At 70.7% G+C, this 21,125-nt stretch carries 12 protein-coding genes; 3 read left to right on the top strand and 9 right to left on the bottom strand.

The window, feature by feature from the left end; all coding sequences use genetic code 11:
* Positions 1–724 precede the first annotated feature (724 nt).
* Positions 725–1,936 (top strand): LAETG motif-containing sortase-dependent surface protein, encoded by a 1,212-nt coding sequence (locus J7I98_RS14805; RefSeq protein ID WP_251020645.1) that lies wholly within the window; start codon positions 725–727, stop codon positions 1,934–1,936.
* Positions 1,937–2,058: 122 nt separating this feature from the next.
* On the opposite strand, the gene J7I98_RS14800 is transcribed toward J7I98_RS14805, so the two are convergent.
* The 7 genes from J7I98_RS14800 to J7I98_RS14770 all read right to left on the bottom strand — a co-directional run bounded on the left by J7I98_RS14800 (position 2,059) and on the right by J7I98_RS14770 (position 16,106).
* A complete protein-coding gene (locus tag J7I98_RS14800) occupies positions 2,059–3,867 on the bottom strand; it encodes a GMC oxidoreductase (protein WP_214921147.1) in 1,809 nt (602 codons plus the stop codon).
* Between the two features lie 42 nt (positions 3,868–3,909).
* On the bottom strand, positions 3,910–5,529 hold the full coding sequence (locus J7I98_RS14795; RefSeq protein WP_214921146.1) for a succinic semialdehyde dehydrogenase: 1,620 nt from the start codon (positions 5,527–5,529) through the stop codon (positions 3,910–3,912).
* A gap of 130 nt (positions 5,530–5,659) precedes the next feature.
* Positions 5,660–7,291 (bottom strand): serine/threonine-protein kinase, encoded by a 1,632-nt coding sequence (locus J7I98_RS14790; protein ID WP_214921145.1) that lies wholly within the window; start codon positions 7,289–7,291, stop codon positions 5,660–5,662.
* A 166-nt stretch (positions 7,292–7,457) separates the two neighbouring features.
* A complete protein-coding gene (locus J7I98_RS14785; protein WP_214921144.1) occupies positions 7,458–9,164 on the bottom strand; it encodes a serine/threonine-protein kinase in 1,707 nt (568 codons plus the stop codon).
* 22 nt (positions 9,165–9,186) lie between these two features.
* Positions 9,187–12,087 carry a protein kinase gene (locus J7I98_RS14780; protein ID WP_214921143.1) on the bottom strand — a complete coding sequence of 967 codons (2,901 nt, stop codon included), beginning with the start codon at positions 12,085–12,087 and terminating at the stop codon, positions 9,187–9,189.
* Between the two features lie 144 nt (positions 12,088–12,231).
* Positions 12,232–14,124 (bottom strand): serine/threonine-protein kinase, encoded by a 1,893-nt coding sequence (locus J7I98_RS14775; RefSeq protein ID WP_214921142.1) that lies wholly within the window; start codon positions 14,122–14,124, stop codon positions 12,232–12,234.
* A 272-nt stretch (positions 14,125–14,396) separates the two neighbouring features.
* The gene (locus tag J7I98_RS14770) at positions 14,397–16,106 is read right to left on the bottom strand and encodes a glycerol-3-phosphate dehydrogenase/oxidase (RefSeq protein ID WP_214921141.1); all 1,710 of its coding nucleotides are present in this window, start codon (positions 16,104–16,106) and stop codon (positions 14,397–14,399) included.
* 234 nt (positions 16,107–16,340) lie between these two features.
* On the opposite strand from J7I98_RS14770, the gene J7I98_RS14765 reads away from it, so the two are divergent.
* Positions 16,341–17,603 (top strand): nucleotide sugar dehydrogenase, encoded by a 1,263-nt coding sequence (locus J7I98_RS14765; protein WP_214921140.1) that lies wholly within the window; start codon positions 16,341–16,343, stop codon positions 17,601–17,603.
* Positions 17,604–17,734: 131 nt separating this feature from the next.
* Positions 17,735–18,220 carry a hypothetical protein gene (locus J7I98_RS14760; RefSeq protein WP_214921139.1) on the top strand — a complete coding sequence of 162 codons (486 nt, stop codon included), beginning with the start codon at positions 17,735–17,737 and terminating at the stop codon, positions 18,218–18,220.
* A gap of 70 nt (positions 18,221–18,290) precedes the next feature.
* Here the strand turns inward: J7I98_RS14760 and J7I98_RS14755 are convergent, their stop codons facing one another.
* Complete coding sequence (locus J7I98_RS14755; RefSeq protein ID WP_214921138.1) at positions 18,291–19,415, bottom strand: GuaB3 family IMP dehydrogenase-related protein; 1,125 nt, start codon at positions 19,413–19,415, stop codon at positions 18,291–18,293.
* Between the two features lie 103 nt (positions 19,416–19,518).
* Entirely contained in the window at positions 19,519–21,021 is a 1,503-nt protein-coding gene (gene guaB, locus J7I98_RS14750) for an IMP dehydrogenase (RefSeq protein WP_214921137.1), read from the bottom strand.
* Positions 21,022–21,125 lie beyond the last annotated feature (104 nt).

Here is a 21,125-nt window from a genome sequence, read left to right as displayed (position 1 = left end):
CGGCGCGTGACCGGGTCCCGAGGGCTTCGTTGGTCCCGGTGTCCGCGCCAGCCAGGGGCGGTCTCGCAGGAAAGAACCACGCGTGGCTACGCCGGGGCGTGCGGTGCACCGCAGGTGCGTCGTGGGACCTCGCCCCGGCGCGTGTGACCGGTCCGCAGGGGACAGCGGCCCGGTCACGTAGGGCGGCCGGTTCCGGGGACGCCCGGAACCGGTCGGCCGCGGCTCCTTCAGCCGCCTGCAGCCGCCTGCAGATGTGGTCGAAACTGTTGCGCAGGCCGCGGCCGGTCGGCACGATGCAGAGACAGGCCCACCCGCACGCCGCACCGCGACTGCCATTGGTCGACACCACTCGAGCGCCCCCTGTGCGCCGGGTCGGCGACCGGCGCACCACCCGGACCACGTGCTCCGCCTACCGCACCACTGCACCTGCTCCACCGCACGAGCCAGCGGCGCAACCCCCCGGCGCCGCCCCTCGGCACCGGCGCTGCCCTGACGTCGGTGCTGACGGCCAGGGGCCCCGCGGACTCCGGTCCGTGGGGCCCTTCGCATTGAGGCGCGGTGTGACGTACGACATATGAGAAATTCATGAGAGTGCGCGCAACCCTTTACGCCGGTCACAGGTCATCCATGCGTACCAACGGCCACCCGTGCACCCCCACACCACGGCGGGCTCTCACATCTCGTACCGCCTCGTGCGCGGTACGCCAGACTTTCTGAGGTCTACATGAAGCTTCGCCGTGCCATGGCCATTGCGGCCGCGACGGCCGTCATGGCTCCCGCCGCTTTCCTCGCGGCGCCGGTCGCCTACGCCGACGGTGACCCCTCGACCGACACCAGCACCAGCACGCCGGACACGGCGACCGACCCCGACGCCGACACGGACCCGGACACGGCCACCGACCCGTCGGACGCCACGGACCCGGCGGACGCGACCGACCCGGCCGACACCACCGACCCGGCCGACGAGACCGACCCGGCCGACACCACGGACCCGGCGGACACCACCGACCCCGCCGACGAAGACCCGGCCGACACGACCGACCCGGCGGACGAGACCGACCCCGCCGACGAGGACCCGACGGACGAGACGGACCCGGCCACCGACCCGGCCGACGAGGACCCTGCCACGGACCCGACGGACGAGGACCCCTCGGACGAGGACCCGGCCACGGATCCCGGCGAGGACGAGGACCCGACGGACCCGACCGACCCGACGGACCCCACGGACGAGCTCTGCGAGCCGGACCTCGGCGAGGACGAGAACGGCGACATCGTCGACTTCGACTCCGCCCTGGACCTGCAGATCTCCGGCCTCCCCGGCAAGATCGTCGCGGGCAGCGGCTGGCACAACTTCACGATGACCGCGTCCAACACCTCCGACGCGGCGCTCGGTGAGGTCCACTGGGCGGCGTTCGTCGACAACTACTCGGAGAGCGGGAACGAGAACGACTGGCTGAGCTCGTACGCCCAGCTCCAGTTCTTCGACGAGAACAGCAAGACCTGGTCGTCGTTCAGCGAAGAGTTCATGGGCAAGACCGAGCTCGGCCCGCAGGACGTCGTCGACCTCAAGCTCCGCGTGAACATCGACGCGAAGGCCCCGGCCGGCGACAGCTTCGCCCTCGGCTTCGGCGGCTACCTCGACGCCGAAGAGGAGTGCTACCACCAGTCGATGGCGTTCTGGGAGTTCACCGTCCTCGCGCCCGGCAGCGAGAACGAGAACCCGGGCAAGCCCAAGCCCACCACGCCCGACAAGAAGCCCGGCAACGTCACGGAGCCGCAGGGCGGCGCCAAGGAGATCCCGGTGACCGGCAGCCTCGCCGAGACCGGTTCTTCGTCCGCGATGCCGATGTTCGCCCTGGCGGGCGGCGCGGCCGTCGCGCTCGGTGCCGGTGCGATGTTCGTCGTACGCCGCCGCAAGGCCGGTTCCGAGGCCTGACCGAAGTAGTCACAAGCCGGTAAGAGGGGCTGCACTCGGAGGGGAGTGCAGCCCCTTTTACCTGCCCTGTTACTTCTTCCTGCCCTCTTACTTCTTCGGCCTCTTCGGATTCTTCGGCCCGCTCACTTCTTCGGCGGAACCGTCGGCATCCCGAGGAACGGCAGCTTCAGCGCGCCGAAGGCATCCGCCGGGACCGCCGGGGACTTGGGCTCGACCGCGGCGAGGCGCTCGTACGCCGCCTCCTGGGCCGGGCGTACGTCCGGTTCGCCCTTGTTGGGCCAGTAGGACATGGCCCGCTCCGCCTGTGCGGTGATCGTCAGCGACGGGTTGACACCCAGGTTCGCGGAGACCGCGGCGCCGTCGACGACCGAGATGCCCGGGTGTCCGTACAGCCGGTGGTACGGATCGATGACGCCCTGCTCCGGGGATGCGCCGATCGGGCAGCCGCCCAGGAAGTGCGCGGTCAGCGGCGTGCCGATCAGCTCGCCGACGTTCGATCCGGCGAAACCGTTGATCTCCTCGGCCAGGAGGGTCGCCGCCCGGGTCCCTTCCTCGATCTGCTTGGGGTTCGGGGCGCCGTGCCCCTGCCGGGCCGTGAGCAGGCCCTTTCCGACGCCGCCCGGCTTGCGGTACGTCGTCAGGGAGTTGTCCAGGGACTGCATGACCAGGCCGATGATGGTCCGCTCCGACCAGCGGCGGTTGGAGAGGGAGCGGACGGCGAGCGTCGGGTGCCTGACGACATTTCCGAGCCAGCCGAGGAACCGCCGGGATCCGTACGGGACCTGGAGGATCGACATCGCGCCCATCGCGTTGGATCCCTTGCCGTATCGCACCGGTTCGATGTGGGTGCTGGCGTTGGGGTGGATCGAGGACGTGATGGCGACGCCCCGCGTGAAGTCTGCCCTGGCCGCGCCGTGCTTCTTGCGGTAGCGGCGGTCGGTGGTCTGCGAGCCGACGAGGGCTTCGGAGTTGGTACGGGTCAGCTCGCCGAGCCTGGCCGAGATGCGGGGCAGGTCGCCGCGGTCCTTCATGGTGTGCAGCAGGGTCTGCGTGCCGTACGTACCGGCTGCGACGACGACCTTGCGGGCACGCAGGGTGCGGGGCTCGGCCTTGCGGCGGGCGTCGGTCGGGACGGTTGCCACGCGGTAGCCGCCGTCGGGGTGTTCGGCGAGGCCGACGACGGACGTCATGGGGTGGATGACGGCTCCGGCCTTCTCGGCGAGGTAGAGGTAGTTCTCGTTGAGGGTGTTCTTGGCCCCGTGGCGGCAACCGGTCATGCATTCGCCGCACTCGGTGCAGGCCTTGCGGGACGGGCCCGCGCCGCCGAAGTACGGGTCGGGAACTTCCTTGCCGTGCCCGGCCGTTGAATGACCGTCGGCGTCCGCCCCGTCGCCGAAGAAGACACCGACCGGTGCCATGTGGAAACTGTCGCCCACCCCCATGGCCTCGGCGGTCGCCTTGAGGTGTACGTCCGACGGCGTCATGGTCGGGTTGAGCCGCACCCCCAGCATGCGCTTGGCCTGGTCGTAGTACGGCGCCAGCTCGTCCTGCCAGTCGGTGATGCCCGCCCACTGCCGGTCCTCGAAGAAGGGAGCGGGGGGTACGTACAGCGTGTTGGCGTAGTTGAGGGAGCCGCCTCCCACACCCGCGCCGGCCAGCACCATGACGTTCCCGAGCAGGTGCACGCGCTGGATGCCGAAGAGGCCGAGCGCGGGTGCCCACAGGTAGTTCTTGATGTCCCAGGAGGTTTTGGGCAGCGTTTCGCGGGTGAAGCGGCGGCCTGCCTCCAGGACGCCGACCCGGTAGCCCTTCTCCGTCAGGCGCAGCGCGGAGACAGACCCGCCGAAGCCGGATCCGACGACGATGACGTCGTAGTCGTACGCGGAATCGTCCTCAGCCTCCTGGCTGCGGACAGAGCTCTCCTGTGACATTGGCGCTCCTCATTGAGAACCCGGGGGTTCAGAAAGGGTGAATCAGCGGAAACGCAGAACCTTGAGCGCCTTGAGGCTTGTGCTCATGAACGCCGTGTACTTCTCGTCGTCCATGCCGAAGGCCGGGGCCATCGGGATCAGCCGCTGGTGGGCGACGGTCTGGGCCTCGGTGTACTTGAGAATGCCCTCGGAGCCGTGGCGGCGGCCGAGACCGGAGTCCTTCATGCCACCCATCGGCGCCTGGACACTGCCGTACGCCGGGGCGTAGCCCTCGTTGATGTTGACCGTGCCGGTGCGCAGGCGGGCGGCGATCGCGTGGCCGCGCTTGCCGTTCTTGGTCCAGACGCTCGAATTCAGACCGTACGCGGTGGCGTTGGCCTGCGCCACGACCTCGTCCTCGTCGGTGAACCGGTAGATGGAGACGACCGGGCCGAAGGTCTCCTCGGCGCACACGGCCATCGGCGCCTCGACGCCGTCCAGGATGGTCGGCTCGAAGAAGAGCGGGCCGATGTCGGGGCGGGCGACGCCGCCCGCGACGAGCGTGGCGCCCTTCTCGACGGCCTCTTCGACGTGGCGCTTGACGTTCTCCAGCTGGCGCTCGCCGACGAGCGAGCCCATGTCGGCGCCGTACGCGAGAGCCGTGCCGAGGCGCATCGCCTTCGTACGGGCGGCGAACCGGGCAACGAAGTCGTCGGCGATCGACTCGTGGACGTACAGCCGCTCGATGGAGATGCACAGCTGCCCGGCGGAGGAGAAGCAGGCGCGCACTGCACCGGCCGCGGCCTTCTCGACGTCGGCGTCCTCAAGAACCAGCATGGCGTTCTTGCCGCCGAGTTCGAGGGACACGCCGACGAGACGGGCGGCCGCGCCCTGGGCGACCTCGCGGCCCGTACGGGTGGAGCCGGTGAAGGAGACGTAGTCGGCGTGCTTGACGACCTCGGGGCCGACGACCGGGCCTTCGCCCAGGACCACCTGGAAGACCTCGGCGGGCAGGCCGGCCTCGACGAGCAGGTCACGGGCCCACAGGGCGGTCAGCGCGGTCTCGGTGTCGGGCTTCATCACGACGGCGTTGCCGGAGACGAAGGCGGGCAGCGCGTCACCGATCGACAGCTCGAAGGGGTAATTCCAGGGTGCGATCTGGCCGACGACACCGCGCGGCTGGCGCAGCTCGGTGACCTTCGTGAGGGTCGGTATCGCGCCGGTGCGCCGCTTGGGCTTGAGGTAGGAGGAGGCCTTGCGCCCGTAGTGGCGCGCGGCGATGGCGACGGCCTGGACCTCTTCGTGCGCGTGCAGGCGGGCCTTGCCCGTCTCCAGCTGTATGAGGTCGAGGACCTCGGCCTGGCGCTCCAGCACCAGGTCGTGGAAGCGGAGCAGAATCGCGGCGCGCTTCCGGACGGGCGTGGCCGCCCAGGCGGGCTGGGCGGCCCGCGCCCGCTCGAAGGCGGTGGCGACGTCCTCGGGGCTGGACTCGGGCAGGTCCGCCAGCTTCTCCCCGGTGAAGGGCGTGTGGTTGGCGGTACGGCCGGAACCGACCACTCCGCGGGTGAGCTGCGCGACCACCTCGGGGGTGACCACGTCGGCCGCGGTGCGGGCACCTGCGGGGGCGGCGGCGAGCGGGTTGGTGCCGATGGCAGGCGCTGCGGGGGCCTTCGAGTCCGTCATGAGGGCGAGAGTAGGCCCGATCGGAACCTTTTGGTACCCGTCGGTAACGGCTTTTCACCAGGCCCACACCACCGCGCCAGTGTCCACTGGCAGATAAGTCCTGATCAGGGGCTCGTCGCCGCCACCCGGCTCACAGGTTCTGGATTTGCAGATGCTTCACGACGGTGTCGAAGAGCTCCTCGCCGTCCTTCGCCGCCGCGCCCTTGTCGGGCATGCTGACCGTGAGCCGCCAGTACGCCGTCTTCTTGTCGTTGACGTAGAGGCGTTCGTGCCAGCGGTTGTAGAGGTCACCCTCGGAGGCGCTGTAGTCGCGGTAGCTGGTCACGATGTCACGGGCGTCCTTGCCCTGCTGCTGGGCGGGCTTCACGACGCTTTTGACGTCCTGGATGCTGGTCTTGTTCTCACCGCCCTGGCGGTAGTAATCAACCCATTCGTCCGCTTCCTTGTCGACGCCGTCGAGGCCCTTCGAATCCAGGACGCGCGTCAGGGAGATGGTGAAGACACCGCTCGGGTCGTTGTAGCTGACGCCGTCGTTGGCGTCGTTCTGCACCCGCGTGTAGTCCTCGGGTACGGCGATGTCCGCAGCGACCACCTCGGTCTCGGGACGGACTATCCAGTTCTCCGGGAGCTCGTCGCCCTTGAACGGGTTGGCGAAGATCAGCACCAGCGCGACGGCCACCGCCAGCACACCGCCGCCGAACCCGAACTGCGCCTTCCGGCTGCCCTGGAGCACCGGCGGCACCCAGACGCTGCCGCCGGCTGTCGTCCCCGCGCCTCCGTACAACTGCGTCACGGCCTGCGGCGGCCGCTCCACCGACTCCAGCGTCTGCCGGATCTCGGCGCTGCCGGGCCGCATGGCCGGGTCCTTGCGGAGCAGCTGCATCACGAGCGTGCCGAAGGCGCCCGAACCGCGGGCCGGCATCTGCGGCTCGGCCGACAGCACGGACTGGAGAGTGGCGGGCGTGTTCGAGCGGCGGTACGGGGACATGCCTTCGACGGCGGCGTACAGCACCACACCCAGCGACCACAGGTCGGACTCGGGGCCGGGCCGCTGGCCAAGCACCCGCTCCGGCGCGATGTATTCGGGCGAGCCGACGAACGAACCGGTCTCGGTCAGGCCCTGCTCGCCCTCGACCTGCGCGATGCCGAAGTCGGTCAGGACGACCCGGTCGCCGCGGCCGAGCAGCACGTTGTCGGGCTTCACGTCACGGTGCAGTACGCCGGCCTCGTGCGCGGCGGTGAGCGCGCCGAGGACCGCGGAGCCGATGCGCGCGGCCTCGCGGACGTCGAGCGTGCCTTCCTGGAGACGGTCGCCGAGCGACTGTCCCGCCACCAGCTCCATCACGATCCACGGCTTGCCGTCCTCGACGACCACGTCGTGCATCGTCACGACGGACGGGTGGTCGATCCGGGCGGCGGCGCGGGCCTCGCGCTGCATGCGCAGGTAGACGTTCTGCCGCTCGCGCTCGCTCAGGTGATCCGGCACGCGCGGTTCCTTGACGGCGACGTCGCGGTCCACGACCTCGTCGTGGGCACGCCAGACCGTACCCATGCCGCCGTGCCCGAGCCGCGACACCAGGCGGTAGCGCCCGCCGATGAGGCGGTCCTGGCCGGGGACGGTGGGCGCGGTGGTGGGACTGGTGGGCGCCGAAGCGGCCTGGGTGGGCTGGTAGTTGCTCGCCTGCGGTGGCACGTGCGGTGAGTTCGGCGGCCGGAGCCCGTAGCTCGTGGGCTCGTTCGCCCATCCCCCATCGTTGGTCATGCCCACATCCTGGCGCACGCGCGGGGCGGGTTGCCAGCGGGGCCAGGGGTGCGGGTTGCCTGCGGCGCCTTCCCCTGGGGCGTGTCCGGCGGATCAGGCCGACTTCAGAGTGCGGCGCCATCTCAGCGCGGCCCAGGCCTGATCCGCCGGACACGCCCCTGCCCCCCTACCGGCGGGTGAACGAATCCAGCGCCGTGTCGAAGTGGCGTTTCGCGTCGTCCTGGCGGCCGACCGGCGCCGACACCCACACGTCGTACATCAGCCCGCCCTCCTCCCAGCACAGGTCGTACGTGTGCCGGTCCTCGTCCTCCGGCTGGAAGCCGTCCCACGTGAACTCCCAGAGCGCGGCGGTCAGTCCGTTGTACGTGGTCGGCGTGACCTTGCCGTCGCGGTAACCGGGGTTCGTGTCGGGCCCGTTCGCGTGCGCCAGCCGCATCGCGCCCAGCGGGCCCCTCGACACAGCGGCCTGCTGCCGTACGCCGATCCTGATCTGCTGGTCCGGCGAGATGTAGAAGACCCGCTTGTCGTCGGTCGACCGGTTGTACCCCTCGGGGACGGCCAGCGAGAATCCCGCCGGGTCGCTCACCCTCCGGTACCCGGCAGGCGGCGTGAAGGAGGGGGTGGGGGTGACCGATGCGGTCGGGACCGACGACCCGCTCGGCGCAGTCGAGGTGACGGTACGGGTGGGAGGGGTGGGCGGCGTAGAAGCAGCGTCCGTACGTCCGCCGGACTCGCCGTTCGAGCCACCCGCGCCCTCCCCGCCCCCGCCGTCACCCAGGAACAGCACCGCGGTCGCCGCCCCCGCCCCCGCCATCGCGACAACCAGCGCGCCCGCGACAAGCGCTCCCCGGATCCGGCCGACCCGTGGCCGCGCCTGCTCGGCGGCGGCAAGGGAGGTGCCGGGGACGGGAACAAGTATCGGGACAGCCGTCGGCGGCGGCGCGGTGAGCGGTACGTCCCATTGCGTGGGCGAATAGGGCGGCACCTGAGCGGCCGCCTCCGGCGTCACACCGGTCGCCAGGTGCGCGACCAGCAGCCGCTCCGCCTCCTCGACGCCGAGCCTGCGCTCCGGATCGCGCTCCAGCAGGCCGCGTACGACGGGCAGCAGCGGACCGGCCGCGGCGGGTGGCCGGATCTCGTCGTTCACGACGGCGTTGAGCACACCGCCCAACGAGTCCCGGTGGAACGGAGATTCGCCGCTCAGCGCCGTACAGAGCAGCACTCCGAGCGACCACAGATCGGACGCGGGACCCGCGCCGACGCCCTCCATGCGCTCGGGCGCCGTGTACTCGGGGGAGCCGACGAAGGATCCGGAGTCGGTGAGCGTCGTGGCGCCGGAGAGCCGCGCGATGCCGAAGTCGGTGAGCACGACGCGTCCGCTGTCCGCTTCCAGCAGGACATTGGCGGGCTTGATGTCGCGGTGGAGTACGCCGTGTTCATGGGCCGTACGAAGCGCCCCGAGCAGCGCGAGCCCGATCCGGGCCGCCTCGCGGGTGTCGACGGGACCGCTCGTCGCGACCCGGTCGGCGAGCGATTCGCCGTCGATCAGCTCCATGATGATGTACGAAAGCCTGGTGTCCTCGTCGTCGACGACATCGTGCACGACGATCACATTGGGGTGGACCAGCTGAGCCACGGTCCTGGCCTCACGCAGTACGCGTTCGCGCCACGACCGTACGTCGTCGTCGTCAGCGGCGGCGGCAGGCAGGCCTGCCTCGTGCGCGCCGATGTCGATATTGAGTTCCTTGACGGCGACCTGCCGGCCGAGCAGCTCGTCGGTGGCCCGCCACACCGTCCCCATGCCGCCACGGCCGAGCCGCACGCCGAGCCGATAACGCCCGGCGATCAGGCGTCCGTTGCCTTCGGTGGTCATCCCTGTCCTGTCCGGTGCGCGCTCAGCCTGTCACCCGGTAGGCGGACGACGCCTGTTCGTAGATCTCGGTGACCTTGTCCCGCTGCGACTCGGGGCCGATCACCTGGACCACGTGGTACCGGTCGCCGACGATGATCGCGAGGTTACGGACGTACACATCGCGGCCGCTGCTGTCCTGCCAGGTGAACTGGCCCTCTGCCATGACCTGCCGGCCCACGTCGATACGCCGCAGCCCGTTCGAGGTCGACCAGGAGGAGTCGCGGACGGCCTGCAGCTCCCGCTCCTTCTTCAGCTGGTAGTCCATCGGGTCGCTGCCGTACTCCTTGACGGTGTCCCGGCCCGGGACGATCACCAGCTCGAAGCCGCCGCCGCGATAACGGACCTGTCCCGCGTCGTTGATCGGCCGCCGCTCCCAGTCCTTGTCCACGGCGGTCTGGAAGCCCTCGGGGTCCTTGCGGATCGCGTACCCCTTCGCGACGTCGGAGGCGGGGACGGAGGTCTGCGGCTGCTGCGAGGAGGGCGTCTTGTCCGGAGTCTTCTGCGGGGGCGGCTCGGCGGAGTCGGTCCCTCCGGAGGGACCGGGGGTCGGCGGCGCGCTCGTGCGCAGCTCGTCACCGACGTTCTTGGCGTCGCCCTGGTCGCCTTCCCCGTTGCCTTCACCGGCCTTCGGCATGAAGACCAGCGCGTACACAAGCGCGGCGACCAGGCCGAGGAGGATCACGACGAGCAGTGTGCGGCCGAGGGAACGCGGGCCACCGCGCTGCTTCGGCTGGATCCGCGGCTCCTTGATCCGCGGCTCTCTGGCGGCCCGGGGCTCCTTCTCGCGTCTGTTCTCCCGGCCGGCCCCGGTGTTCCTGCTGTCCTTGGCCTTCTTGTGCCGGTGCCTGCCGTGCTGCGCCTCGGCCGAGCCGCCGCGGCGCTTGCGTACGAGCTCGCCCCGGCGGCGCACGATCGGAAGCCGCGCGCTGTCGACGGACGGCAGCGGAACGACGTCCACCCCGGCCTCAGGCTCGGGGGCGGACCGTACGAGCGAACGCAGCCAGCCGCGCAACTCCTCGAAGTCCGGCCGCTCGGTCGGGTCCTGGCGCAGCAGCGACTCGACGACGGGCCGCAGCGGGCCGCACTCCTCGGCGAAGGCGGGCGGCTCGGCGCAGACGAGCTGCACCAGCTCTATGGCGCTGTCCTCCGGGTACGGGGCGTGTCCCTGCACGGTACGGAAGAGCAGGGCGCCCAGCGCCCAGAGGTCGGTCGAGGGCCCGATGGGCGGCGCCAACTGCCAGTTCCCATGCACGGAGCCCGCCTGCTCGGGCGCCCAGCGCTCGGTGACGGCGCCCACGACGGCGATACGCGCCTGCCGGGCACGCTCGGCAGCGAGCGGGTTGGCGGGACCGCGGTGCGCGGGGACGTGGCCCCCGGCAACGTATTCGTCCCAGCGCCCGGCGGCGGAAGACGACGCTGGGCCTTGCCCGCTGTGTCCAGCTTGCCCGCCCTGCCCGGCATGTGCGCCCTGCCCGGCGTTTTCGCCTCGTCGGCCTTGCCCGGCTTGCCCGCCGAACGGCTGCGCGTACGTGCGGGCCTGCGTCTGGCTGCCGGGAGCGCCGGGCCGTGCTTGCGCCGGGACGCCACGCTGCGTGCCGGACTGCGCAACCGCCTGGCCCTGCGCGTAGCCCTGCGTCGGCGTCAATGCCTCGGCCTGCTCGCGGGGGTGCGCGTGTCGCAGGCCGTCGGCGCGCAATCCGTCTCCGGCCCCTGAGCGGGGTACGGCGCCGTGCCAGGTCTCGTCGAAGTCGGCCCCGGCGCCTGTACGGCCGCCCGCGGAGGCCGTCGACTCGTTACCTGCCGATGCGCCGGGCCCGCCCGGCCCGGAGTGCCAGCCGCCACCGGCACCCAGCGCCCCGCGTGCGCCGGTCGCGGCACCAGCACCGGTACCCGTACCGGTGTCGGCGTCCAGGTCTACGTACGGGCTGATCGCACGCGGCCCTCCGGCCGGGCGCAGCGCGGGCCGCTGGGCCGGGAGCGGGGCTGTGCCCTCCGGCCGCTGCTCCTCGCTGACCCTGGCCGCCGCACGGGCACCCGCGCGGTACGCCGCGATCGCCCCGGCGCGGGCGGCACGGACGTCGGCGGCAGGATTCGCACCCGGCCGACCGCCCCCCGAGGGCAGCGCGGCGCGCGTGCCCGGCGGGACACCGGCGTACGGCACCGCCTCCACGCCACCGGTGGTCGAGAGCTCGTCGTGCCCGGGCGCACCGGCGCTCCTGGGCTCGGCAGCCGTGCCCCAACTGCCGTCGTCCTCATCCGCATCCACCGCCGGCTCCGCCGGCACCGGCACGGGGGCGTAACCGCAGAGCGCTTCCTCCGCGGCCCCGGCGGCGAGGCCCGTCAGGACGATGCGGCCGTCGTCGCAGACGAGCACCGTACGAACGGTGATGTTCCGGTGGGTCCAGCCGTGCGCGTGCAGCACCCTGAGCGCGGTCAGTACATCGGCGGCGATCTCCGCCGCCCGGTATGGGTTCAGCGGCCTCTCGGCGAGCAGCGCCGCCAGCGGCCTCGCCGCCACCAGTTCGCTCACTATCCACAGCGAACCGCCCTCGGCGAAGACGTCGAAGACCTGGTCCAGCCTGGGGTGATCGGGGATCTGCGCCGCGGCCTGCGCCGCCTCTATGGCGCGGCGCACGGCGGGATCGGTGGGCCGCCGCGTCGTACGTCCGGCCGCCCGGCGCACGCCCCGCGCCGCACCCCCGCCGCCGCCCTCGCCGTCCAGGAACTCCGCGTCCACGACCTCGGGTAACGGCACCTGACGGACGAGGACTTCCTGCCCGCTGTACGTGTCGAAGGCCCGGGTTTCGACCAGTTCGTACTCATCGGAAGGCGGCAGGGGAAGGCGGTAGCGGTCGGCAAGCACCCGTCCCGCATAGTCGTCCACGACGCCTCCCCAGAGCGCGCTGTTCCCCCGGTCCAGGACCGCACCAAACCGTCAATTCCGGTCGCGTACAGTCCACGAGCTCTCACGATACGGGGCAAGACCCGACCGCGCCGCCGGGTCTTGGCAACCCGGCCCCTCCGTACGTCAGTCCTTGGGCTTGAACGTGTCGAACGCGGTCTCCCGCAGCGTCCGGCACTCCTTGCCGTCCCACTCGCTCGCCTTGCAGCTCACCATGATGGAGTAGCCGTGACGGGCGTCCACCTTGAAGCCGCGGTTGAGCACATGAACCCGCTGCCCCTGCTGGTCGCGCTCGAACTCCCAGTCGGCGGTGGTGGGATAGCCGTTGTAGTCGACGGGCCTTATCCCGAGGTGCTTGTAGTTGGTACTGGTCGCGGCGACACCGAGCCTCGCCGCCGCCCAGGCGGCGCGGGCGTCGTCCGTCGGGCTGGCATTGAAGTCGACCTGGACGCGCGGGAATCCGCCGTCCTTGTTGTATATGCCGCCGGAGTTCAGGCCCGCTATGCGGTTCCGCTCGAAGCCCTCGGGCATCGCCATAGTGAAGTGGAACCGGTCGTCGCTGACCTTCTTGTACCCGTCGGGCAGCCCGTCCGACTTCGGCGGGTCGTCCGTCTTGGACCCGCCGGTGTCCTGACCGCCGCCCTCGCCCTTGCCCGGGTCCTGGCCTTGGCCCTCTTCCTTGCCCTGGTCCTTGTCCTTGCCCTTGCCCGTTTCCTTGTCTTCGTCCCCGCCCTTGGCGCCCTCGCCGGCCGTGACGCCGCTCGAAGCGGACGTCCCTTCCTTGGACTTGCCCTGATCGCCCTCGTTCTGGCCGCCGTTCAGCGCGACAGCGAGCACGGTGCCGATCACCGCGAGCGCGGCGACCAGCGCGACGATCACCAGCGTGCGACGCGGCACGACATCGGTGAGCGGAGCCCGCACGGGCGGCTTGGGCCCGGCCGCGGCCTGCGACTGCTGCTGCGCCTGGGACCGCGCCTGGGACGCCTGCTTCTGCTTGGCCGCCTGGGCCGCCGCCGCGTTGCGTACGGACTTCAGCGCACCGCGAACCCGGTCGCTGCCGCCTTCGCCCGCGCCGGCGTCGCTCCTGGTGCGCGACGCAGGAGCCGCGTCCTCCGGTACGGGCGGCAGCGCTACCACCCGCGTCGCCTCGGGCGACGGCTCCGGCTCGGTCGTCTTGTCGGGCGCCTCGATCACGTCGATCAGGAGTGCCCGCGCCCCCGCCTCGTCGAGCCGCTGCTCGGGGTCCTTGGCCAGCAGGCCGTAGATGACCTCTTCCAGCGGCCCCGCGTTCCTCGGCGGGTCGAGCGGCTCCGTCATGACCGCCGTCAAGGTCGCGATCGCCGAGCCCTTGTCGTACGGCGGAGTGCCCTCCACCGATGCGTACAGCAGACCGCCCAGCGACCACAGGTCCGCTGCAGGCCCCGGCTTGTGACCACGGGCCCGCTCCGGCGAGATGTACGAGGGAGCGCCCACCAGCATGCCGGTCGACGTGATCGACGGGTCGCCCTCGACCTGTGCGATACCGAAGTCGGTCAGCACGACCCGGCCGTCCTCGGAGATGAGGACGTTGGACGGCTTCACGTCGCGGTGCAGGATGCCCTCGCGGTGCGCCGAGCGCAGTACGTCGAGGATGGCGAGGCCCACTTCGGCGGCACGACGCGGCGTCAGCAGCCCGTCCTCGCGTACCGCTTCGGCCAGCGACTTGCCCTCGATCAGCTCCATGACGATCCACGGCCGGTCGTCCTCGTCGACCACGTCGTAGACGGTCACCGCGCCGTTGTTACGGATCCGGGCGATCGCCTTCGCCTCGCGCAGCGTGCGGGTGATGAGCCGGCGCTTCTCTTCCTCGTCGATGCTCGTGGGGAAGCGCAGTTCCTTCACCGCGACGGTGCGGCCCAGCGTCTCGTCGACGGCACGCCAGACCGTGCCCATGCCACCCCGGCCGAGCACATCTCCGAGCCGGTACCGTCCGGCGAGAAGACGTCCCTTGGTGTCCTTGGACTGCTCCGCGTCCGACATGCGTCCCCTCTGCGATCCCTGATCTACGCCCGCGACCCGTGATGGCTGCGTTCCAGGGGGAAGCAGTAACCCGCCCTGGCAGAGCCATCATTGTCCCTCACCGCGCGACCGATCGTGGTCCCGGGTCACCGGGAGCCGTTCACAGAACCGACGAAAGGGACCTTGCGCAGGTCACAGCCGTGCGAGGACGGTTCCACCGAACCTCCCCACACCACACGCGACTTCCCCCCTTTACAAGATCGGCCCTCTGCCGCCACTCTCCGCGACGGCGCTCACTGGAGCGGTGCGATGTCCGGCGCCCCCAGCCGCGCCGCGTCCGCCGTCAGGTCGTCCGGCTGCCGCTGCGATTCCCGCTCCGCCTCCACCCTCTTCTCGTAGTGCTCGACTTCCTTCTCGATCTGCCCCTTGTCCCACCCCAGCACCGGCGCCATCAGCTCCGCGCACTCCCGCGCGCTGCGCGTCCCCCGGTCGAAGGTCTCGATCGAGATGCGCGTACGCCGCGTCAGTACGTCGTCGAGGTGCCGCGCCCCTTCGTGCGACGCGGCGTACACAATCTCCGCCCGCAGGTAGTCGTCGGCGGCCGCCAGCGGCTCGCCCAGCGACGGCTCGCCGACGACCAGCTCCAGCACCTCCTCGGCCAGCGCGCCGTACCGGTTCAACAGGTGCTCGACGCGCACCACATGAAGCCCCGTCCGCGCCGCGATCCGCGCCCGCGCGTTCCACAGCGCCTTGTACCCCTCGGCCCCGGCGAGCGGCACATCCTCCGTCACGCACTCCGCGACCCGCTGGTCGAGGCCGTGCACCGCCTCGTCCACCGCGTCCTTCGCCATCACGCGGTACGTCGTGTACTTGCCGCCCGCGACCACGACGAGCCCCGGCACCGGATGCGCCACCGTGTGCTCGCGCGAGAGCTTGCTGGTGGCGTCCGACTCCCCGGCCAGCAGCGGCCGCAGTCCGGCGTACACCCCCTGGACGTCGTCCCGTGTCAGCGGCACCGCGAGCACCGAATTCACGTGCTCCAGCAGGTAGTCGATGTCGGCGCTGGACGCCGCCGGGTGCGCCTTGTCCAGATCCCAGTCCGTGTCCGTCGTCCCCACGATCCAGTGCCGCCCCCACGGGATGACGAACAGCACCGACTTCTCGGTCCGCAGGATCAGCCCGGTCGACGAATGAATCCGGTCCTTGGGCACCACCAGATGGATGCCCTTGGACGCCCGCACATGGAACTGCCCGCGCTCGCCGATCAGCGCCTGCGTGTCGTCCGTCCACACCCCGGTCGCATTGACGACCTGCTTGGCCCGGATCTCGTACTCCCCGCCGCCCTCCACGTCCTGGACCCGCGCCCCGACAACCCGCTCGCCCTCCCGCAGGAAGCCGATGACCCTGGCCCGGTTGGCGACGTGCGCGCCGTACTGCGAGGCCGTGCGCACCAGCGTCGCCACATAGCGCGCGTCGTCCATCTGTGCGTCGTAGTACTGCAACGCGCCCACCAGCGCGTCCTTCTTCAGCGCGGGGGCGACCCGCAGCGCGCGCTTGCGCGACAGGTGACGGTGCATCGGCAGCCCGCGCCCGTGCCCCGAGGACACCGACATCGCGTCGTACAACGCCACGCCCGACCCGGCGTACCACCGCTCCCAGCCCTTGTGCTGGAGCGGGTAGAGGAACGGCACCGGTTTCACCAGATGCGGCGCCAGCCGTTCGAGGAGCAGCCCGCGTTCCTTCAGCGCTTCCCGTACGAGCGCGAAGTCGAGCATCTCCAGATAGCGCAGCCCGCCGTGAATCAGCTTGCTCGACCGGCTCGATGTGCCCGACGCCCAGTCCCTCGCCTCGACGAGACCGGTCGAGAGCCCGCGGGTGGCGGCGTCGAGTGCCGTCCCCGCACCGACCACTCCGGCGCCCACGACAAGCACGTCCAGTTCACGCTCGGCCATCCCCGCGAGCGCCTCGGCGCGCTCCGCAGGTCCCAGTGTCGCTGTCCTCACTGCTGCCTCCCGTTGTGGTCGGGGTGGTCGGGATCAGATCCCCACCCCCTCGATTCTGTCTGTGCTCCCCGGGTTCAGCCACCGCCTGTGGACAACACTCCCGCACCACAGCCGCAAGCAATGCCGCATAACGGTCATATTTACGCCTAGTCTGACATTGCGCTCGCCCGAACTGTCCACAGGGCTTGCGCCTTGCCTCCCCTCCGGCTATTGGGAAGGACGCGGCTCACCGCCATGCCCGCAGATCTCGCCGTCATCGGACTCGGCCACCTCGGCCTCCCCCTCGCCCAGGCCGCCGTCGCCGCCGGCATCGACACCATCGGCTACGACACCGGCCCACGCCTCCTCGCGGAACTCGCCGCGGGCCGCACCCCGGCCGACGGCTCCCTCACCGCCGCCGGCCTGCGCAGGATGCTCGCGGGAGGCTTCCGTACCGTCACCGAACCGGCCGCGCTGGGCCGGGTCCGTACCGCGGTCATCTGCGCCCCCACCCCGCTCGGCGCGGACCGTACGCTCGACCTCACCGCCGTCGGCGACGCCGCCAGAGCCCTCGCCGCGCAACTGCGCCCGCACACCACCGTGCTGCTCGAATCCGCCGCCTACCCGGGCACCACGGAAGAATTCCTCCGCCCCATCCTCGAAGAGGGCTCCGGGCTGCGCGCGGGGCGGGACTTCCATCTCGCGTACTCCCCCAGCCGTGTGGACCCCGGCAACCGGGTGCACAGTTACGCCAACACCCCCCAGGTCATCGGCGGCCTCACCCCCGCCTGCACCGAATCGGCCGCCGCCTTCTACGGGCGCCTCACCGACAAGGTGGTCCGCGCACGCGGCCCCCGCGAGGCCGAGACCGTCGGCGTACTCGAAACGAACTACCGGCACGTCAACATCGCACTCGTCAACGAAATGGCCGTGCTCTGCCACGACCTCGGCGTCGACCTCTGGGACGTCATCCGCTGCGCCGAGACCAAGCCCTTCGGCTTCCAGGCCTTCCGCCCGGGCCCCGGCGTCGGCGGCCACGGCGTCCCCGTCGACCCGAACTACATCCCGCACAGCAGCCGTACGCCCGGCCACCCCCTGCGCATGGTCGGCCTCGCACAGGAAATCAACGACCGCATGCCGCAGTACGTCATCCAGCGCTGCGCCACCCTCCTCAACGAGCACGGCAAGTCCGCCCGCGGCGCCCGCATCCTCCTCCTCGGCGTCACCTACAAGCAGGACCTCGCCGACCAGCAGGGCTCCCCCGCCCAGGAAATCGCCACCCGCCTGATGGACCTGGGCGCCCAGGTCGGCTACCACGACCCCCACGTCCCCGACTGGCGCGTCCGGGACGTCCCCGTGCCCCGCGCCGACTCCCTCTACGAGGCGGCCGCCAACGCCGACCTGACGATCCTTCTCCAGCACCACCGCACCTACGATCTCCAGGGCCTCGCGGTGAAGGCTCAGCTGCTCCTCGACACGCGTGGAGCGTCCCCCACAGGAGCAAGCCACCGCCTATAAGGCAGCCATCAGGCACCGATAAGGCACTGCGACTCGCAATTCCGGGGCCCACAGTCGTACGGGACTGCTAGCCTGCGGCGTCATTTCCCGCACACCTGTGCGCACGCATCATCCCTGGGGGGATTTTTCACATGAGCCAGCCCGTGCCGCCGCCGCAGTCCGGCAACCCGTTCGCCGACGGCGCCTACCCGCAGGCCCCGGCCCCCGCCCCGGCCCGCGACAACGTCGTCCTCGGCATCGTGGCGGCCTTCGCCGCAGCAGTCGTCACCGCCGGGATCTACGGCGCCATCATCGGCGCCACCGAGTACCAGATCGGCTTCGCGGCCGTCGGCGTCGGCTACCTGATCGGCTTCGCGGCCGGCAAGGTCGGCGGCAGCAACCCGGCACTGCCGGTGATCGGCGCGATCCTGTCGCTCGGCGCGGTCTACCTGGGCCAGCTGCTCGGCTTCGCGATCGCCCTGTCCGACGTACTCCCCGTCACTGTGACGGAGATGTTCTTCCAGGAGTTCAGCGTGCTGACGACGGGCTGGAAGGAGGAGGCGGGACCGATGACCTTCCTCTTCCTCGCCATCGGCGCCTTCGCCGCCTTCTCGGCCGCCAAGAAGTCCGCCGCGTAACGACGCTTGTACGGAAGGGGCCCGGACCGCACAGCGGTCCGGGCCCCTTCCGTACAGACAGCCAAAAACGTCAGCGCTTGTGCTCCGCCGGGGAGACCGTCACCTCGACGCGCTGGAACTCCTTGAGCTCGCTGTAGCCCGTCGTCGCCATCGAACGGCGCAGCGCACCGAAGAGGTTCATCGAGCCGTCCGGCGTGTGCGACGGGCCGAGGAGGATCTCCTCGGTCGTGCCGACCGCACCCAGGTCCATCCGCTTTCCGCGCGGCACGTCCTCGTGGACGGCCTCCATGCCCCAGTGGTGACCGCGGCCGGGCGCGTCCGTCGCGCGCGCCAGCGGCGAGCCCATCATCACGGCGTCCGCGCCGCAGGCGATGGCCTTCGGCAGGTCGCCGGACCAGCCCACACCGCCGTCCGCGATGACGTGCACGTACCGGCCGCCGGACTCGTCCATGTAGTCGCGGCGGGCGGCGGCGACATCGGCGACCGCGGTCGCCATGGGCACCTGGATGCCCAGCACGTTGCGCGTGGTGTGCGCGGCGCCGCCGCCGAAGCCGACGAGGACGCCGGCCGCGCCCGTACGCATCAGGTGCAGCGCGGCGGTGTACGTCGCACAGCCGCCCACGATGACCGGCACGTCGAGCTCGTAGATGAACTGCTTGAGGTTGAGCGGCTCGGCTGCGCCCGACACGTGCTCGGCGGAGACCGTGGTCCCGCGGATCACGAAGATGTCGACACCGGCGTCCACGACGGCCTTGGAGAACTCGGCCGTACGCTGCGGAGACAGCGCGGCGGCGGTGACGACACCCGAGTCGCGCACCTCCTTGATGCGCTGCCCGATCAGGTCCGCCTGGATGGGGGCGGCGTAGATCTCCTGGAGGCGGCGGGTGGCGGTGTCCTCGTCCAGCTCGGCGATCTCCTGGAGCAGCGGCTCCGGGTCCTCGTACCGGGTCCACAGACCTTCGAGGTTCAGTACGCCCAGGCCACCCAGCTCACCGATGCGGATCGCGGTCTGCGGCGAGACGACGGAGTCCATCGGAGCCGCCAGGAAGGGCAGCTCGAAACGATAGGCGTCGATCTGCCAGGCGATCGAGACCTCCTTCGGGTCCCGGGTGCGCCGGCTCGGCACGATGGCGATGTCGTCGAACGCGTACGCCCTGCGGCCGCGCTTGCCGCGCCCGATCTCGATCTCAGTCACGTGTGTGGCCTTTCCCTCTTGGTATGCCGTTCCAGTATCCCCGACACACACGTGAGGGGCGGCCCCGGGAAACTCCGGGGCCGCCCCTCAGCACGCGTGCGTATTACTTCCTGCTGTAGTTCGGCGCCTCTACCGTCATCTGGATGTCGTGCGGGTGGCTCTCCTTGAGACCCGCCGACGTGATCCGGACGAACCGGCCGTTCTGCTGAAGCTCCGGAATCGTACGGCCGCCGACATAGAACATCGACTGACGCAGACCGCCCGCGAGCTGGTGCACAACGGCGGACAGCGGGCCACGGTAGGGCACCTGGCCCTCGATGCCCTCGGGCACGAGCTTGTCGTCGGCGCCGACGCCCTCCTGGAAGTACCGGTCCTTGGAGTACGACTTGGCCTGGCCGCGGGACTGCATCGCGCCGAGCGAGCCCATGCCGCGGTACGACTTGAACTGCTTGCCGTTGATGAAGAGCAGCTCGCCCGGCGACTCCTCGCAGCCCGCGAGCAGCGAGCCGAGCATCACCGTGTCGGCGCCCGCGACGATCGCCTTCGCGATGTCGCCGGAGTACTGGAGGCCGCCGTCGCCGATGACCGGCACACCGGCCGTCTTCGCGGCGAGGGAGGCCTCGTAGATCGCGGTGACCTGCGGCACGCCGATACCGGCGACGACACGGGTCGTGCAGATCGAGCCGGGGCCCACGCCGACCTTGATGCCGTCGCAGCCGGCGTCGATGAGCGCCTGGGCGCCGTCGCGGGTGGCGACGTTGCCGCCGATGACGTCGACCGTGGAGTTCGACTTGATCTTGGCGACCATGTCGCCGACCAGCCGGGAGTGACCGTGCGCGGTGTCGACGACGATGAAGTCGACGCCCGCCTCGATGAGTGCCTGGGCGCGGTCGTACGCGTCACCGGCGACACCCACGGCCGCGCCGACGAGCAGACGGCCCTCGGCGTCCTTGGCGGCGTTCGGGTACTTCTCGGCCTTGACGAAGTCCTTGACCGTGATGAGGCCCTTGAGGATGCCCGCGTCGTCGACCAGCGGAAGCTTCTCGATCTTGTGGCGGCGCAGCAGCTGCACCGCGTCCACGCGGGAGATGCCGACCTTGCCGGTGACCAGCGGCATCGGGGTCATGATTTCGCGGACCTGGCGCGAGCGGTCCGTCTCGAAGGCCATGTCGCGGTTGGTGACGATGCCGAGGAGCTTGCCCGCCGGGTCGGTCACCGGTACGCCGCTGATACGGAACTTCGCGCACAGCTCGTCGGCTTCGCCGAGCGTGGTGTCGGGGCGCACGGTGATCGGGTCGGTCACCATGCCGGACTCGGACCGCTTGACGAGGTCGACCTGGTTCGCCTGGTCGGCGATCGACAGGTTGCGGTGCAGGACACCGACACCGCCCTGACGGGCCATGGCGATGGCCATGCGGGCCTCGGTGACCTTGTCCATCGCGGCGGAGAGCAGCGGGACGTTCACCCGTACGTTCTTCGAGATGTACGAGGAGGTGTCGATCTGGTCGGGTGCCATGTCCGACGCGCCAGGCAGCAGCAGCACGTCGTCGTAAGTCAGCCCGAGCATCGCGAATTTTTCGGGCACTCCATCGACGTTGGCAGTCATGACACCTTCCCAAATGGTCTTGCTCGGCGCGGATGTCCATGCTAACGGGATCGCGAGGTGTCTCATTCCACGATCAAGATCACCCAGAGAGTTTGTACGTTCGC

The sequence above is a fragment of the Streptomyces sp. ISL-98 genome (genome assembly GCF_018614055.1).
In the GTDB taxonomy this organism is placed as follows: Bacteria; Actinomycetota; Actinomycetes; order Streptomycetales; family Streptomycetaceae; genus Streptomyces; species Streptomyces spiramyceticus.
This window is presented reverse-complemented; position numbering and strand designations above follow the sequence as displayed.